This is a genomic window from Mycolicibacterium chitae (genome assembly GCF_900637205.1).
GTDB lineage: Bacteria > Actinomycetota > Actinomycetes > Mycobacteriales > Mycobacteriaceae > Mycobacterium > Mycobacterium chitae.
Map to the genome: position 1 here is coordinate 991,058 of NZ_LR134355.1, position 15,702 is coordinate 1,006,759.

General features: G+C 67.3%; 15 protein-coding genes. 9 read left to right on the forward strand and 6 right to left on the reverse strand.

The features are described from left to right. Positions 1-471 precede the first annotated feature (471 nt). The 4 genes from EL338_RS04780 (at position 472) to EL338_RS04795 (ending at position 4,995) form a co-directional block, all read left to right on the forward strand. On the forward strand, positions 472-1,917 hold the full coding sequence (locus tag EL338_RS04780) for a hypothetical protein (RefSeq protein WP_126332675.1): 1,446 nt from the start codon (positions 472-474) through the stop codon (positions 1,915-1,917). 120 nt (positions 1,918-2,037) lie between these two features. After that, a complete protein-coding gene (locus tag EL338_RS04785) occupies positions 2,038-3,441 on the forward strand; it encodes an IS1380 family transposase (RefSeq protein ID WP_126332676.1) in 1,404 nt (467 codons plus the stop codon). Between the two features lie 239 nt (positions 3,442-3,680). Further along, complete coding sequence (locus tag EL338_RS04790; RefSeq protein ID WP_126332677.1) at positions 3,681-4,742, forward strand: YihY/virulence factor BrkB family protein; 1,062 nt, start codon at positions 3,681-3,683, stop codon at positions 4,740-4,742. 40 nt (positions 4,743-4,782) lie between these two features. After that, positions 4,783-4,995: a hypothetical protein gene (locus tag EL338_RS04795; protein ID WP_126332678.1), complete on the forward strand. Its 213-nt coding sequence runs from the start codon at positions 4,783-4,785 to the stop codon at positions 4,993-4,995. A 311-nt stretch (positions 4,996-5,306) separates the two neighbouring features. On the opposite strand, the gene EL338_RS04800 is transcribed toward EL338_RS04795, so the two are convergent. Both EL338_RS04800 and EL338_RS04805 read right to left on the reverse strand, forming a co-directional pair. Next, positions 5,307-5,777, reverse strand: a complete 471-nt coding sequence (locus EL338_RS04800) for a hemerythrin domain-containing protein (protein ID WP_126332679.1) — start codon at positions 5,775-5,777, stop codon at positions 5,307-5,309. Then, on the reverse strand, positions 5,774-6,211 hold the full coding sequence (locus EL338_RS04805; RefSeq protein ID WP_126332680.1) for an OsmC family peroxiredoxin: 438 nt from the start codon (positions 6,209-6,211) through the stop codon (positions 5,774-5,776). Before EL338_RS04805 ends, EL338_RS04800 begins: the two co-directional genes overlap by 4 nt. A gap of 213 nt (positions 6,212-6,424) precedes the next feature. Between EL338_RS04805 and EL338_RS04810 the strand changes: the two genes are divergently transcribed. From EL338_RS04810 to speB, 3 genes are read left to right on the forward strand one after another with little or no spacing between them, the layout of a single operon-like run. After that, positions 6,425-7,726 (forward strand): MFS transporter, encoded by a 1,302-nt coding sequence (locus tag EL338_RS04810; protein ID WP_163792019.1) that lies wholly within the window; start codon positions 6,425-6,427, stop codon positions 7,724-7,726. Then, complete coding sequence (locus EL338_RS04815; protein ID WP_126332682.1) at positions 7,723-9,366, forward strand: amidohydrolase; 1,644 nt, start codon at positions 7,723-7,725, stop codon at positions 9,364-9,366. The genes EL338_RS04810 and EL338_RS04815 overlap by 4 nt, the downstream gene beginning before the upstream one ends. Next, positions 9,363-10,316, forward strand: a complete 954-nt coding sequence (gene speB / locus EL338_RS04820) for an agmatinase (protein WP_126332683.1) — start codon at positions 9,363-9,365, stop codon at positions 10,314-10,316. Before EL338_RS04815 ends, speB begins: the two co-directional genes overlap by 4 nt. Here the strand turns inward: speB and EL338_RS04825 are convergent. The 3 genes from EL338_RS04825 to EL338_RS04835 are packed head-to-tail and all read right to left on the reverse strand — an operon-like array spanning position 10,313 to position 12,791. Next, positions 10,313-11,839 carry a PucR family transcriptional regulator gene (locus EL338_RS04825; RefSeq protein ID WP_126332684.1) on the reverse strand — a complete coding sequence of 509 codons (1,527 nt, stop codon included), beginning with the start codon at positions 11,837-11,839 and terminating at the stop codon, positions 10,313-10,315. The genes speB and EL338_RS04825 overlap by 4 nt on opposite strands. A gap of 40 nt (positions 11,840-11,879) precedes the next feature. Further along, complete coding sequence (locus EL338_RS04830) at positions 11,880-12,338, reverse strand: MarR family winged helix-turn-helix transcriptional regulator (RefSeq protein WP_126336681.1); 459 nt, start codon at positions 12,336-12,338, stop codon at positions 11,880-11,882. Positions 12,339-12,377: 39 nt separating this feature from the next. Next, positions 12,378-12,791, reverse strand: coding sequence for a PAS domain-containing protein (locus EL338_RS04835; protein ID WP_126332685.1), 414 nt, complete (start codon positions 12,789-12,791; stop codon positions 12,378-12,380). A gap of 91 nt (positions 12,792-12,882) precedes the next feature. On the opposite strand from EL338_RS04835, the gene EL338_RS04840 reads away from it, so the two are divergent. Next, positions 12,883-13,308 (forward strand): Fur family transcriptional regulator, encoded by a 426-nt coding sequence (locus EL338_RS04840; RefSeq protein ID WP_235666375.1) that lies wholly within the window; start codon positions 12,883-12,885, stop codon positions 13,306-13,308. A 12-nt stretch (positions 13,309-13,320) separates the two neighbouring features. After that, the gene (locus EL338_RS04845) at positions 13,321-14,814 is read left to right on the forward strand and encodes a catalase (protein WP_126332686.1); all 1,494 of its coding nucleotides are present in this window, start codon (positions 13,321-13,323) and stop codon (positions 14,812-14,814) included. A gap of 118 nt (positions 14,815-14,932) precedes the next feature. On the opposite strand, the gene EL338_RS04850 is transcribed toward EL338_RS04845, so the two are convergent. Continuing rightward, the gene (locus EL338_RS04850) at positions 14,933-15,700 is read right to left on the reverse strand and encodes a DUF427 domain-containing protein (RefSeq protein ID WP_126332687.1); all 768 of its coding nucleotides are present in this window, start codon (positions 15,698-15,700) and stop codon (positions 14,933-14,935) included. Positions 15,701-15,702: the final 2 nt, after the last annotated feature.

Here is a 15,702-nt window from a genome sequence, read left to right on the forward strand (position 1 = left end):
ACGCGGCCTCCAATCGACTCACCGGGTTCACTGGGGCGGATCGGCCCTCAGCTAACACTATTAGCTGCACTTGTTGCGGGTGCAAGCACATCCCGCCAGGTATGCGGCGTGACGCGAAATGAATTTATTTTGCATTTCGGGCCGCCCTGCTGGCCTGCGTTCACGAGTGACCTGCGACTTGGTTCGCTGGCCTGCCAATCGCGTGACAAGTGGAAGTCTCGCCGACGCATAGCAAATACACAGGGCCTGCTCAGGGAACGCAAAGCAAGTGCATAGGCTGAGTTACGGCTATGGGCGGTGTGATTCTTTGCTGGATGTGAAGATGCTGGTCAAGGCGGTATGAGCTGGGTTATGTATTCAAAATGAGGTAAGGCAAACCTCTTGTCTCTTAGGTAAAACTCAGCTAATTTTTAGGTTCGGTTCAACCCAGTTGGGCCGCAAAACTCACATCCAGTTAATGAGGAGCTCTCTGTGGAACAAGCACTTCACCGCGGGGCCGACGAGCCCACCAAGCGGTCGAAGACCCTGAAGCAAAAGGTCGTCATCGGCGGCGTCGCAGCGCTGAGCGCAACGGCGATTGCGGCCGTCCCGGTCACCGCGACCAGCCCGGCGATGCTTCAGGCCCAGCAACGGTCCATGACCGTCGATCTGGTAGCCAGCGTGACCGATTCGCCCTTGGATTACTACGGGCAGTTCTTCAACACCACGCAGAGCAATGTCACTGCGTTGGCGGCGTCGATCCAGGCCAACCCGCTGCCGCTGCTGAGCCAGGTCTTCGAGAACCAGAAGGGTTACTTCGATAGTTTCGCCGCTGCGGTCGAGGGGCTGCCGGCCAAGATCGAGACGTCGTTCGCCGAGGACGGCAACGTCGGCAAGAACCTCGTCAAGCTGCAGGCCGCCCTCGAGGCCGGCGACATCTTCGCCGCCTACGAGGCGTTCAACGCCGCCTTCCTGTACTCGTTCACGGTGTTCGTCACGCCCTTCTCCGGGTTGATCTTCTCGTCCGCGACCGCCCCCGGCATCATCGAGACCGCCGCGCAGAACATGGTGGACGCCCTGGGCGTGCTGCTGGACACCACGAACATCAACCGCGGCATCTTCTACTCGGCGTTCGCCGTCGCCAGCGGTGTGCCCTACGAGGCCGCGCGTGTCGTCGGCTCCCTGGTCAAGGCGATCCAGGACGGCGAGATCGAAGAGGCCGGAAACGTGCTGCTCAACGCACCGGCTGCGATCGCCAACGCCCTGATCAACGGGTTCGACTACAACCCGGACGACCCGACCGCGGCGTGGCCCGGCCTGTTCGCTCCGCTGGGGCCAGAAGTTCCGGATCGGAACGGCAACCTCGGACCGGCACATCCCGGTGGTCTGATCTACCAGGCGCTGGTCGGCCTGCCCAGCCAGATCGCCGACGCCATCAACAACAACCCCGCCCCGGCTTCGCAGCTGGTCAACCTGAAGCTTCAGCAGGACGAGCAGGAGGCGCTGGAGGACGGCACCGAGACCGTCACCGAGGGCGAGGAGGCCGAGGTCATCGAGCCCATCGATGCCGAGGTCGTGGAACTTCCCGCGGGCGATGAGGTCGTGGCCGTCGCTCCCGTCGAGGCTCCGGTTGCCGAGACCCCGGCCGGCGAGATCGAAGAGGTCGTCACCGAGGTCGACGTCAAGAAGGAGCTGGCCGACAGCGCCGCGGAGAAGCCGGCCGAGTCAAAGGCTGCTGCCGCGTTGACCAAGAGTGCCGAGAAGGCCAAGGCCAATGTTGCCAAGGTCAACGAGCGGATCAACTCGGCCGCCAAGAAGGTGGGCGACGGGCTGAAGAAGCTGACCGGCTCCAAGAAGGACAAGGCCAGCGACAGCAAGTCCGACAGCAAGAGCAACAACGGTGGCGGTGCCGGCGACAGCGGCAACGACTCCGACTAAGCCTCGTTCCACCGATGAACTGGCTGGTCATGGGGTGTCGGAATGAGGAAAGTGCCCTCTGAACTGTGATGATGAGTGTTCCTTACGCACTTATCGGCACAACTCGGAAAGGCACTTCCGGTGCAAGTGTCCCACAGGTTCACCGCGTCGTCGGCGGTCTTCGATGATGCCCATCTCGTGTCGTGTGCAGGGTTGGTGCCGGTGATGACACTGGCCACCCAGACCGGGCTGTCAAGGCTGCTGGCCGACAAGGTTCGCATCGCCGAACCGCGAATCAAATCCGGGTCGGCAAACCCGGCGCCGAAGCTGACGACGCTGATCGCCGGGATGTGCGCCGGCGCTGACGGTATCGACGACCTCGATATCGTGCGCTCAGGCGGGATGAAGACGTTGTTCGACGGTGTGTACGCACCCTCGACCATCGGAACCCTATTGCGGGAGTTCACCTTCGGCCATGCCCGACAACTCGAATCAGTTCTGCGGGAGCACCTGGCCGAACTGTACCGACGCGTCGATCTGTTGCCCGGCGCCGAAGAGCGGGTGTTCATCGACGTCGATTCACTGCTGCGCCCGGTCTACGGCCACGCCAAACAGGGCGCCTCCTACGGACACACCAAGATCGCCGGGAAACAGATCCTGCGTAAAGGCCTCTCGCCACTGATCACAACGATCAGCACCGCCACCGCCGCCCCGGTGATCACCGGGGCACGGCTGCGCGCAGGCAAGACCAACTCCGGCAAGGGCGCAGCCCGCATGATCGCCCAGGCCGTGGCGACCGCCCGCGGCGCCGGGGTCACCGGCCAGATCCTGGTCCGCGGTGATTCCGCCTACGGCAACAGCACCGTCGTGGCAGCCTGCCGCCGTGCCGGCGCACGGTTCTCACTCGTGCTCACCAAATCGACCACCGTCGCTGCGGCAATCGCCTCGATTCCCGACGATGCCTGGACCCCGGTCAAATACCCCGGCGCCGTCCGCGATCCTGACACCGGCGCATGGATCTCTGACGCCGAAGTCGCCGAAACCACCTATACCGCTTTTGGTTCCACCAACCATCCGGTCACCGCCCGGCTGATCGTGCGCCGCGTCAAAGACGCCCGCTACCCAGATGCACTATTCCCGGTGTGGCGGTATCACCCGTTCTTCACCGACACCGACGAACCCGTCGACACCGCCGACATCACCCACCGCCGCCACGCCATCATCGAGACCGTGTTCGCCGACCTCATCGACGGACCCCTGGCCCACATGCCCTCAGGACGCTTCGGGGCGAACTCGGCCTGGATCCTGTGCGCCGCGATCGCCCACAACCTGCTGCACGCCGCCGGCATCCTGGCCGGCGGCGCCCACGCAGTCGCACGAGGATCAACGTTGCGGCGGCGCCTCATCACCATCCCCGCCCGACTGGCCCGCCCCCAACGCCGGCCGATCCTGCACCTACCACAGCATTGGCCGTGGGCACAGCACTGGCTCACACTGTGGCGCAACACCATCGGATACAGCCCACCTGCACCCACATCAACCTGATCATCTGCCGAAAGGCCCAACCGGAGCACACAGGAAAAGCTGGAGCAGACCAGCCGATACCACCTGCTCACCGCCAAAGTCGACCATCAACAGCCACCCCCAGCACAGCCACCCAATCCATCAGTGGATCGAGGCTAAGTAACCCCACGTAGTTCCGGGCCCCGCCGCGAGGAGGGGCCCGGACTCGTTTTCGGGACCGGTTCGCGTTCACCGCCGCGACGTAATGGGTAGAGGACGGTATGGCCTCCACGCCCACCCGCGACCAGGACGACACCGAGCCGGCGCCGGATCCTGAGGATCCGCGCAAGCCGGATTCGCCCACCGACCTGACCAAGCCGTCGTTCCTCTACGTGCTCCGCAAGACGGCGCGGGAGTTCCGGAACGACCAGTGCACCGACCTTGCGGCCGCGCTGACGTACTACGCGGTGCTGGCGCTGTTTCCCGCGATCCTCGCGGTGGTCTCGCTGCTCGGCGTCTTCGGCCAGGGCCGGCGCACCACCCAGGCGATCCTCGACATCGCAACCGATCTCGTGCCCGCATCGGTGGTCGACACGCTGCGCCCCACCATCGAACAGCTGGTCCAGGCTCCGTCGGCCGGCTTCGCATTGGTCATTGGTATCGCGACGGCGATCTGGTCGGCCTCGGGCTACATCGGGGCGTTCGGACGCGCGATGAACCGCATCATGGAGATCGACGAGGGGCGCCCGGTGTGGAAGCTGCGCCCGATCCAGCTACTGCTCACCGTCGCCGCCCTGGTGATGGTCGCGGCGGTCGGCTTCATGCTCGCCGTCAGCGGACCGGTGGCCGAATCCGTGGGCAACGCAATCGGTTTCGGTGAGACCGCGGTGACGGTGTGGAGCATCGCGCGCTGGCCGGTGATCCTGCTCTTCGTCATCGCGGCCGTGGCGATCCTGTATTACGCCACCCCCAACGCGCAGCAGCCGAAGTTCCGCTGGCTCAGCGTCGGCGCCGCGGTGGCCATTGTCACCTGGGTGGTGGCCTCCGTCGGATTCGGCGTCTACGTCGCCAATTTCAGCAACTACAACCGCACCTACGGCACGCTGGCCGGCGTCATCATCTTCCTGCTGTGGCTCTGGCTGACCAATCTGGCTCTGCTGTTCGGGGCCGAATTGGACGCCGAGCTCGAACGCGGTCGGCAGTTGCAGGCCGGCTTGGCGGCGGAGAAGGATCTGCAACTTCCTCCGCGCGACACCCACGGCATCGAGAAGGACGAGAAGGCCGACCAGAAGGACATCGAGATGGGTCGACGGCTACGGCAGACCAAGGGCAACGATTCCTGACGCATTGCTAGCCTGGCTGGAGGTTCTCGAGGGGGAAGCGGTGGCTGTTGACCTGCTGGCCGAGCCGAACTTGGCCTACCTGGCGGGCAACCTGCTCGGCACGCTGCTGGTCCCCGCGCTCGGTGTTGGCGTGCTCATCTTCGGCCTGCGTCACCGCAGGACCGACCGGGCCACCGGCACGGCCTGGGCGGTGATGGGCGCGGTGCTGCTGATCTTCGGCCTGATCGGCGCGTGCTCCACCGCAATGTCATGACCGCAACGCTGGGTGCGTGGGCATCGTGTGCCTGCACGCCGTGCAGTTCCGAGGCCAGTGTCGCGAGCCCTTCTTCTCGCCGACCAGCCGAGGTGCTCTCACCCCCGCGCACGGCCACCGCTTACGCCGAGGGCTGCGGGCAGCATGTGGCTGTGGCCCTCGGCGTAGACGGCACGGCAGTCTGGACTGCGTGCAGGGTCAGACGCCGACGTCCAAAGGTCTGTGGATCTCGACGGGGTGATGGGTACATGCCAGCCCGTCGGTGACCGAGGCGAGGCCGTCGATGCGGCATGGTCGCGGAAGCCGCGCGCTCAGTCCACCGCAACTCCGGAACAGGCCCAGCCCGAGGGCATCTCGGCGGAGGCCAGCAGCTCGTTCAGCTCGTCGAGATCGCCCGCGGTGAGCAGGTCTTCGGCCTGTGGGTAGAGGATGCGCTCCTCCTTCAAATTGTGAGCGGCAAGCTGCTCCAACAGGTTTCGGCACAACTCGGCGGTCGCGGCGAAGTCGCCGTCGCCCAGCAGGCGCTCCAGTTCGTCGAGAACGGGCCACATCTTCCCGTGCTCGAGCAGCATCACCATCACCGGTCCGAGCAGTCCGGCCGCGCGCAGCGGTGGGAACAGATACTCCTCTTCGAGGTAGATGTGCCGGCGCAGCATCGCGATGGCGTCGAGCAGGGCCATGCGTTGGCTGGCGGTCACCTCCTCGGGTTCGGCCCCGGCGAAGATGGTGATCCCGACGTCGATGATCCGGTGTTCGCGTTCGAGAACGCCGCCCACGCTCATTCGAGTTCGGCTTTCACGCTGATCTTGGCGCCGGCGAACAATCGCGACACCGGGCACAGGGCGGCGGCCTCGTCGACGATCCGCTCGAACTTGCCGGCGTCCACGCCGTCGACCCGGGCCCGGATGGCCAGTGCGGACGAGACGATGGTGGGTACCCCGTCGACCTCGTCGAGGGTCACGGTGGCCCGCACGTCCAGGCGTTGCGGAGTCAGTTGCTGCTCACCGAGTTTCAGTGCCAGCGCCATCGAGAAGCAGGAGGAGTGCGCGGCCGCCGCGAGTTCCTCGGGACTGGTCTTGCCGCCGGGTGCCTCGGTGCGGGCCGCCCAGGTGACATCGAGTCCGGTCAGGACGCCGCTGCCGGAGTCCAGTCGTCCGGTTCCCGTAGTAAGCGGTCCCTCCCACACGGTTCCGGTGCTGCGTTCGGCGATGCTCATTGCCACCCTCCCTGTTTCTACAATTTGTGTTTGTAAAAACGCTACACCCAACGGGCGGGGTAAACCAGGGTCGGCAAACGGGCGTGGCCAGTTGTCGATTCTGGGCGGCTGAAGTGGACGAATGTCAGGTTGCGGGCGGATGGACCGCGTCCCTAGCGTTTCTGAACACGCCATGTTCAGCGACGAAGGCTCGCCGCTCAGTGAGGAATGCCCGTGACAACTGCTCCGGTCCCCACCGCCCGCCCTCGCAGGGCCGCACTCGCTGCGCTGGCTGGAACCAGCATCGAGTGGTACGACTTCTTCATCTACGCCACCGCCGCGGCGTTGGTGTTCCGCGAGGTGTTCTTCCCGCCCGACATGGACCCCGTCCTGGGCACCATCGTCGCCTTTGGCACCACGTCGTTCGGCTACCTGGGGCGGCCCATCGGCGCACTGATCTTCGGGCACCTCGGCGACCGCTACGGACGCAAACCCGTGCTCATCGCCACGCTGCTGCTCATGGGTATCGGCACATTCGGTATCGGCCTGCTGCCCTCATACGAGTCGGTGGGTGCCATCGCGCCGCTGCTGTTGATCATCCTGCGACTGCTGCAGGGCATCGCCATGGGCGGCGAATGGGGTGGCGCCGCGCTGCTGGCCATCGAACACGCCCCCAAGGGGCGCCGCGCCTTCTTCGGCTCGTTCGCCCAACTCGGATCGTCCGTCGGGGCCACGCTGTCCTCGGCGGTGTTCGCCGTCTCGGAGCACATCGGCGACGGCCTGGTGGCCGGGTCGTGGCGCATCCCGTTCCTGCTGTCCGCGGTGTTGGTGGTCATCGGACTCATCGTGCGCCTGGTCGTGGGGGAGTCGCCGGAGTTCGCCCGGGCGCGCAACGCCGCCGAACTCTCGGCCGCGCCGGTGCGCGACGTCATCCGTGCACCCCGCCCGCTGCTCATCGGCATCGGCGCGATGCTGGTGGCCACCGGCGGCTACTACGTCACCTCGTCGTTCTTCCTGTCGTACGCCTCCGAACAGGCCGGTGTCCCCGTCGAGCTGCTGCTCAATGCCCTCATCATCGGCGGACTCTTCGAGATGGTGTTCGTGCCGCTGGCCGGCTGGCTCGGCGACAAGTGGCAGCCGCGCTACGTGGTGATCGTCGGCCTGATCGGCATCGCCGTGACCGCCGTCCCGCTGTACCTGCTGGCGCACACCGGGTCGTTCCTGATCATCACCGTGATGCTGATCATCACTGCGCTGTTCACCGGCTTCAACTACGGTCCCATCGCCGCGGTGCTGGCCGGAATCTTCCCAGTGCGGGTGCGCTACACCGGAACCTCGCTGGCCTATCAGGGCGCGGCCCTGACCGCGGGGGCGTTGACGCCGATCGTGGTACCCACCCTGCTCGGAATGACCGGTGGCTCGCCGACGCTCATCTTCGCCTACCTCGCGGTGCTGTGCTTCGGAGCGGCCGGCTGCGTCTGGGCCACCCGCAAGCTGACCGTGGTGGACCACGAGGTGATGGATCCGGTGCGATGAGCGGCGACCCGCGCGAACTGCTGGTGCTCGGTGGCACCATCCGTCCGCACGCGAGCCACCCCACGGCCGAGGCGATGCTGATCCGCGACGATCGGATTGTCGCGGTGGGCACCGAAACCGACTGCCGCTCCTGGGCGCTGGGTGACGTCGATGTCCTCGATGTGGACGGCGGGACCGTGCTCGCCGGCTTCGTCGACGCCCACTGTCACCCGTTGATGTTCGGCCAATTCAACGCCTGGGTGGACTGCAGCTGGGAGGCTGCGCCGGCCATCGACGACGTGGTCGCCGCGCTGACAACCCGCGCCGCACACGGGACGGGTCCCGTGCGGGGCAAAGGCTTTCACCACGGCAACGTCGTCGAGCAGCGGATGCTCACGCGGCACGACCTCGACCGCGTAGCCCAGGATCGCGAGGTGCTGGTCTTCCATTCCAGCGGCCACGGCGCCATCGTCAACAGCTGGGCGCTGTCGTCGATGGGGGTGACCGCCGACACCGTGGACCCGCCCGGTGGCCACTTCGGCCGCGAGGCCGACGGCACCCCCGACGGCACCGTCTGGGATGCCGCCGCCGACTGGCTCACCGGCCACCACGGGGTGAAGATCACCAACAACGGCCCGAACTTCCACCTGCCTGACGACCCCGCGACGCTTGACGCGCAACTGTGCGCCGCGCAGGCGGAGTTGCACGCGCACGGCATCACCACCATCGTCGACGCGCAGGTGACCGGTCGTGAGTTCGGCGCCTACCTGCGGACCAAGCAGGCCGGCACGCTGACCATGCGCGCTGAGATGCTGGTGATCTCGAGCCTGCTCACCGAGCTCGAGAACCTCGGAATCTGCGGCCGTTTCGGCGACGATCAGCTGGCGATCGCCGGGGTGAAGCTCTACGCCGACGGCGCGCTGACCGCCGGGACCGCGCGCTTTTCCCGGCCGTACTGCTGCAGCGTCGACGACTTCGGCTACCTCTACCACCCGAATGGTGAACTCGCCGAACTCATCAGCCGTGTCGCCACCCTCGGGCTCCAGGCGGCCACCCACGCGCAAGGCGACGCCGCCATCCAGCTGGTCCTCGACGCGCATCAGAGCCTCGGGAGCCGGGCGGATGCCCGCCACCGGATCGAACATTTCGGCGCGCCCACGCCGGGACAGGTGGCCCAGTGCCGCGAACTGGGACTGTGGCCCATCACCCAACCGCAGTACCTGCTGCGCTACGGCGACGAACTGGCCGGCGTGCTCGGCGACCGCGCCCAGCGACTGACACCGCTGGGCGAGATCCGCGATGCCGGCGCCCCGGTGGTGTTGTCCTCGGACGCGCCCGTCTGCCCGCCGCGGCCGCTGGAGGCCGTGACCGCCGCCGTCGACCGTCGCACCCTGACGGGCGAGCGCCTCGGCGCGGGCCCGCAGTGCCTCACCCTCGTGGAGGCCTGGCAGGCCCACACTCTCCATGCCGCCGCGTCGGTGCACCGCGAACACGCCATCGGGTCGCTGGAGGCCGGGAAGTTCGCCGATTTCGTTGTGCTGGACCAGGATCCACTGCACACCGACATCGAGAGTTTGGTCGACGTCGACGTCGAGGCCACCTGGGTGGGCGGGCGCCAGGTATACGACCGCCACGCGTCAACGAAAGGACTCTCAGCATGACGGGAATCGTGGGGCCCGCCGACGGCCAGGTATCGCCCCGTTACGCCGGCCTGACGACGTTCGCGCGTCTGCCCCGCGCCGAGGATGTCGGCAGTTTCGACGTCGCGGTGGTGGGTGTCCCGTTCGACGCCGGCGTGACGTTCCGTCCTGGCGCCCGGTTCGGCCCCTCGGCGATCCGGGAGGCCTCGCGGCTGCTGCGGCCCTACAACCCGGCCGTCGGGATCGCGCCGTTCAAGGTGGCCCAGGTGGTCGATGCGGGGGACATCGACGCCAATCCGTTCAACATTCCCGAGGCGTTGGACAGCATGGAACTCGGGTTCACCGCCCTGATGGAGGGCAGCCGGCCGGCGGTGATCCTCGGCGGCGACCACACTGTCGCGCTACCGGCCCTGCGCGCGGTGCACGCGCTGCACGGACCGGTGGCCCTCGTCCATTTCGACGCCCACCTGGACACCTGGGACACCTACTTCGGTGAACCGGTCACCCACGGTTCGCCGTTCCGGCGCGCCTCGGAGGAAGGGCTGATCCGAAAGGACCGCTCCGCCCACGTGGGCATCCGCGGATCGCTGTACGACGAGAACGATTTCGTCGACGATGAGCGGCTGGGCTTCACCATCGTGCACTGCCGCGAGATCGACTCACTGGGCATCGACGGGGTGCTGGCCCGGGTCCGCCAGCGGGTCGGCGATGCGCCGCTGTACATCTCGGTGGACATCGACGTCCTGGACCCTTCGATGGCGCCGGGCACCGGCACACCGGAGGCCGGCGGCATGACCAGCCGTGAGCTGCTCGGCATCATCCGCGGGCTACGCGACCTGCCGATCGTCGCCGCCGACATCGTCGAGGTCTCGCCGGCCTACGACCACGCGGCGATCACCTCGGTGGCCGCGGCCAGCCTCGCCTACGAGTTCATCAGCATCATGGCGGGGCAGCTCAACCGCGGTAGTTAGTCCTCGGTCATCAGCTGCACGGCGGTCCACAGTTCGAGGCGGTCCCGCAGCAGGTCGAGGTCCAGGCCGAGTAGCCGCCCTGCCAGTTGCACACGGTTGCGCAGCGTGTGGCGGTGAATGCCGAGTTCGCGGGCCGTGGCGTCCCACGCGCATTCGTTCTGCACCCACACGCGCACGGTCGTGAGCAGTTCGGCGCCCCTGTCCACGTCGTGGTCGTGCAGCACGCGCAGGATGCCGCGCGCCACCGTGCCCACCTTTTGCGCGCGCAGTAACCCGAGCATTCCCCGGTCCAGGAACTCCCGGAAGGCGACGCTGGGCTGCCCGGTCTGGATGGCATGCAGCAGCGCGCGTTCGGCCTCGGCCACCCCGCGGGACAACGCCTCGAACGGAATTGCGTCCGCAGTGCCGACCGGGATGGAGTGGCGCGAGAACAATTGCAAAAACTCTGCGGGAGATGGGGTTTCGGTGAGTACGAGGATGCGGTTCTCGCGTTCGGTGAAGAACACCCGGCCGCCACGTTCCTCGGCCTCGCGTTCCAACGCGTCGAGGATGAAATCGCTGTGGTGGGGTCGGCGCGCAACCAGCACCGTCAACGGCGCCGAGGGCAACCCGCCCCAGACGGATGTCGCTGTGCGGGTGGCCAACACACGATCGCCCTTGAGGAGTTGCTCGAACAGGCCCGCGCGCAGATGGTGATGCGCCTTCTCCAGACTGCGCTTCTGGGTGAGTGCCAGACTGGCCAGCCCGATGACGCTGTGGGCCAGGTCCGCAGCCGCCGGGTCGGCCCAGTCCAGACCGCCGAGCACGAGCGCGCCGTCCAGACGGTTGCTGTGGCCGATGGTCTGGACGGTGAACTCCTGCCCGTCGATGACGATCCGCGACGACGAGCGGACGCCCTGCTCCAACGCGGCGCGCACGGCGTCGTGGATCGGGGTGTCCAGGTCGGGCGGGTCGCCGGGGGACCGGATCCGGGCCCCCGCCGCATCGAAAAGCATTGCCGAACAGTCCAACTGGTTCTCCAGCTCGGCCAGGATCGAAATCAACCCGTCGGGTCGCTGGGCGGCGCGTGCCACCGCCCGCTGGGCCTGCAGCGACCACCGGATCCGCGCCTGTTGTTCGTTGGCCAACTCGTCGGCGACGTAGCGCGCGATGGCCAGGAACGGGGTCAGGTCGGTGACCAGGAACAGTGGCAACCCGTGCCGGCGGCAGGCCGATTCGAGCGCATCGGGCAGCTGTCGATGGATCAGCGGTGTGCCGAAGCCCAGCCCGACGACGCCGCGCTCGGACAGTCGCGCCACATAGGAGTCGTAGGGATCCCGGTCGCGCGAGCGACGGGGGAACTGGGAGCCGTCGGTCAACAGCAGATGTCCCGCGTCGAGGAAGGGGGTGGGGTCGGGTAGCTCGGAACTGTGCACCCAGGTCACCGGGACATCGATCGACGGTTCGGTCTCGTCCTGGGCGGGCACGATCAGCCGTGTGCTCGCGTCCCAGCGGTGCAGCAGGGAGCGGATGGTGACAGGCACTCTGCGACAGTACCGAGCCGTCGGCACCCGGGTGCGGCCCTTACAGCGGCACTCTCCGGGACGGCTCCAGCGAGCGGTCCAGGAACCGTTCGTGCAGCGTGGCGAGCACTGTCGCGCAGATGGCCCGCTGCTCCGGGTGGATCTGATCCAGCACCTGACCCAGCTCCCGGCGGCGGCGGGCGGCGGCCTTCTGGACGAGCTTTCGGCCCTGCGGGGTGAGTTCCAGGGCCACGATGCGGCGGTTCGACGGGTCGGCGACCCGCGCCAGATGTCCCGAGGCGTGCAACCGGTCGGCCAACCGGGTGACCGACGACCCGGCCACGCCGAGCACCTTCGCGCAGTGCGTCGAGGTGGACCGACCCTGCTCCTGCAGCAGGGCGAGCAGCCGGAACTGGGGCAGGGACACCTCGAGGTCTTCGAGGCTGCGCAGCGCCACCCCGACCAGGTCGCGGGTCGCCAGCTCGAACGCGCGCAACTCGTCGACCGGGGCCGTCGTCATCTCCGTCTTTCCCGTGCTCACCTCGGCAGTTTCCCACGCCTAGCGTTCGGCAAGTTGGCGCCGTAGTTCGCGGGTCTCCTCGAAGCGTGCGGTGACGTCGCGCAGGGTGGCCGCCACACCGAGGAGTTGTCCTTGCGTGTCGGTCACGGGATGGATGACGAACTCCACCGAGATGGTCGAGCCGTCGGCCCGGACGGCCGGCACGCCGAGCATGTCCCCGTCGCCGTAGCTGCTCTGACCGGTCTCCATGACCCGGTGCCACCCGGCCCAGTGCCGGGCGCGCAGGCGCTTGGGGATGATCAGGTCCAGCGACTCGCCGACGGCCTGCTCGGCGGAGAAGCCGAAGAGGCGCTCGGCGCCGCCATTCCAGAAGGTGATCAAGCCATTTCGGTCCGCGGCCATGATCGCGTCCGGGCCGGACAGCAGGGCCGTGGCGATCCTCGTTTCGTCCATGCGTCGAGTATTGCACTACGCAACACTTGCTTTCCGCAACATTCGGGGGCATGGTGGGGTCTGGAAGCGTTCCAATTGGAAGGCGGCAGCTGTGACCCTCTGGCACAAGGAATTGCGCCGAGTGGGGCTGCGCGTGACTCAGCCCCGTCTCGCGGTGCTGGCCGAGGTGCAAGCGCAACCGCACGGCGACGTCGACTCCATCGCCACCGGCGCCCGGAAGCGCCTCGGATCGCTGTCCACCCAAGCCGTTTACGACGTGCTCTACGCCCTGACCGACGCCGGCCTGCTGCGGCGGATCGAACCGGCGGGTTCCCCGGTGCGCTTCGAACTCGAAACCGGCGACAACCACCATCACCTGGTGTGCCGATCCTGCGGCTCCATCGTCGATGCGCACTGCGCCACCGGAACCGCACCGTGCCTGCACACCTCCGACGACGCCGGCTTCCGGATCGATGAAGCGGAAGTCACTTTTTGGGGTATATGCCCTGACTGTCAGCCCGTAACCAGCCCGAAGTGATTGGAGATCGACATGACCACACCCCACACCGGTTCGACGATGGGGACCGGCGCGCCGGCCGCCAGTGACCGCAACTCGCTGACCGTCGGCAGCAACGGTCCGATCGTCCTGCACGATGTGCACTTCCTGGAACAGATGGCGCACTTCAACCGGGAACGAGTTCCCGAACGCAGCCCGCATGCCAAGGGTTCGGGCGCGTTCGGCGTCCTGAAGGTCACCGAGGACGTCTCGCAGTTCACCAAGGCCGCGCTGTTCCAGAAGGGCACCGAGACCGACCTGCTGATCAGGTTTTCGACGGTCGCCGGTGAACAGGGCAGCCCCGACACCTGGCGCGACGTCCGCGGCTACTCGATGAAGTTCTACACCTCCGAGGGCAACTACGACCTCGTCGGCAACAACACCCCGATCTTCTTCGTGCGCGACCCGATGAAGTTCCCGCACTTCATCCGCAGCCAGAAGCGGTTGCCGGATTCCGGGCTGCGGTCGGCCCAGATGCAGTGGGACTTCTGGACGCTCAATCCCGAATCGGCACACCAGGTTACCTACCTGATGGGACAGCGCGGGCTGCCCCGCACCTGGCGGCACATGAACGGCTACGGGTCGCACACCTTCATGTGGGTCAACGCCGGCGGCGAGAAGTTCTGGGTCAAGTACCACTTCCACACCGAGCAGGGCATGGAGTTCCTCAGCAACGCCGACGCCGCGGCCATGGCCGGTGATGACGCCGACTTCCACCGCCGCGACCTGTTCGACGCCATCGCGCGCGGGGAGCATCCCAGCTGGCGGCTCTCGGTGCAGGTGATGCCGTACGCCGAGGCCGCCGACTACCGGTTCAACCCGTTCGACCTGACCAAGACCTGGTCGCACGCGGACTACCCGCTGATCCCGGTGGGTACCTACACGCTGAACCGCAACCCGGAGAACTTCTTCGCCGAGATCGAGCAGGCCGCGTTCTCGCCGGGTAACACGGTGCCGGGCATCGGGCTGTCGCCGGACAAGATGCTGCTCGGCCGGGCGTTCGCCTATAACGACGCCCAGCGCAACCGGATCGGCACCAACTTCCACCAGTTGCCGGTCAACCAGCCCCGCGACGGCGTCGAGGTGAACTCGTACATGTTCGACGGGCACATGACCTATCACCACGCCGGCAACGCGGCGGTGTACGCACCGAACAGCACCGGGCGGCCGTGGGCCGACGTCACCGGCCCGGCCGAGGACGGCTGGGAGACCGACGGCGAACTGCTGCGCGCGGCCTACAGCCTGCACTCCGAGGACGACGACTTCGGTCAGCCCGGCACCATGGTGCGCGACGTGTGGAACGACGCGCAGCGCAGCGAGGCCGTCGAAACCATCTCCGGCGCCTTGCTGGGCGGGGTTTCCGGTGAGGTGCTCGATCGCGCATTCCAGTACTGGCGCAACGTCGACGCCGATCTGGGTGCGCGCATCGAGAAGGCCGTGCGGGCCGGCGGCGTGCCCGAACCCGTCGACGGGATGGGCGACGCCTGAGGCTGATTCGCGACGCTCGGTGAGCCACCCGGTGCGCTACTGGCCGGGTGGCTCACCGTGCCGGCCATCGTGTGGGCAGGCGGGCCCACCGCTCGAGGGGTGATGGTCGGCGGCGCCGTCAGCTGAAGTGCGTCCGCGGACGCTCGATCGCGACATCGTCGACGGCGATGTCGACCTTCTCGTTGTAGAACGCCACCAACCCCGCGATCGGCGCGACGGCCGGCAGCGGGTAGTGGTAGGTCCACGCCAGGTCGGCGTGCACCGCATCGCCGATTCGCACCGACCAGTAGCCGGAGGTCACCCCCTTGTACGGGCACAGCGTCTGCGTCTCGGTGGGCACCAGGTGCTCGAAGCGCACGTCGGCGCGATCGATGTAATACCTTGTCGGGAGGCTGGTTTCGAACAGCATGACGGGGCTCGTGGTATCGGCCAGCACCGTGCCCTCCAGCGTCACCGTCACCCGGCGGTGTGACCGCAGGGCATCGACGCGGGCGTACGGATTGCGCGGGTGGCCGTAGATGGGTTCATCCTCTTCGAACCAACTCAGCGCGGCCCAGTCGAAGCGCACCAGTCCGGCGACGGGACTGTCCGTATCGGCGTCGAACACCCGTGCCGCCCCGGCGAAGGTCTGACCTCCGCCCGCCAGCGCGTGCAGCCGGGAGGCCCCGAACTGCACTCGCTGCGGATGGTTCTCGTCGCGCAGGAAGTCCGCGCGCACATCGGCGAGCGGAATGTAGTACTGCGGGTAGTAGGGCACTTCCCACACGTAGCGCGCCCGCGTGGTGTCGAAGACCAGATCGGTGCCCAGGTAGCCGCGGACCCGACGCGGGCAGGGTTCGACGCGGCCGCGCTCGGCGGCCTCGGCCGGGTAGTCCTGTGCGGCCATGT

Coding starts and splice junctions, on each gene's coding strand:
- EL338_RS04790 (WP_126332677.1), top strand. CDS start 3,681: ATGGCCTCCACGCCCACCCGCGACCAGGACGACACCGAGCCGGCGCCG.
- EL338_RS04800 (WP_126332679.1), bottom strand. CDS start 5,777: ATGAGCGTGGGCGGCGTTCTCGAACGCGAACACCGGATCATCGACGTC.
- EL338_RS04805 (WP_126332680.1), bottom strand. CDS start 6,211: ATGAGCATCGCCGAACGCAGCACCGGAACCGTGTGGGAGGGACCGCTT.
- EL338_RS04815 (WP_126332682.1), top strand. CDS start 7,723: ATGAGCGGCGACCCGCGCGAACTGCTGGTGCTCGGTGGCACCATCCGT.
- speB (WP_126332683.1), top strand. CDS start 9,363: ATGACGGGAATCGTGGGGCCCGCCGACGGCCAGGTATCGCCCCGTTAC.
- EL338_RS04830 (WP_126336681.1), bottom strand. CDS start 12,338: ATGACGACGGCCCCGGTCGACGAGTTGCGCGCGTTCGAGCTGGCGACC.
- EL338_RS04835 (WP_126332685.1), bottom strand. CDS start 12,791: ATGGACGAAACGAGGATCGCCACGGCCCTGCTGTCCGGCCCGGACGCG.
- EL338_RS04845 (WP_126332686.1), top strand. CDS start 13,321: ATGACCACACCCCACACCGGTTCGACGATGGGGACCGGCGCGCCGGCC.
- EL338_RS04850 (WP_126332687.1), bottom strand. CDS start 15,700: ATGGCCGCACAGGACTACCCGGCCGAGGCCGCCGAGCGCGGCCGCGTC.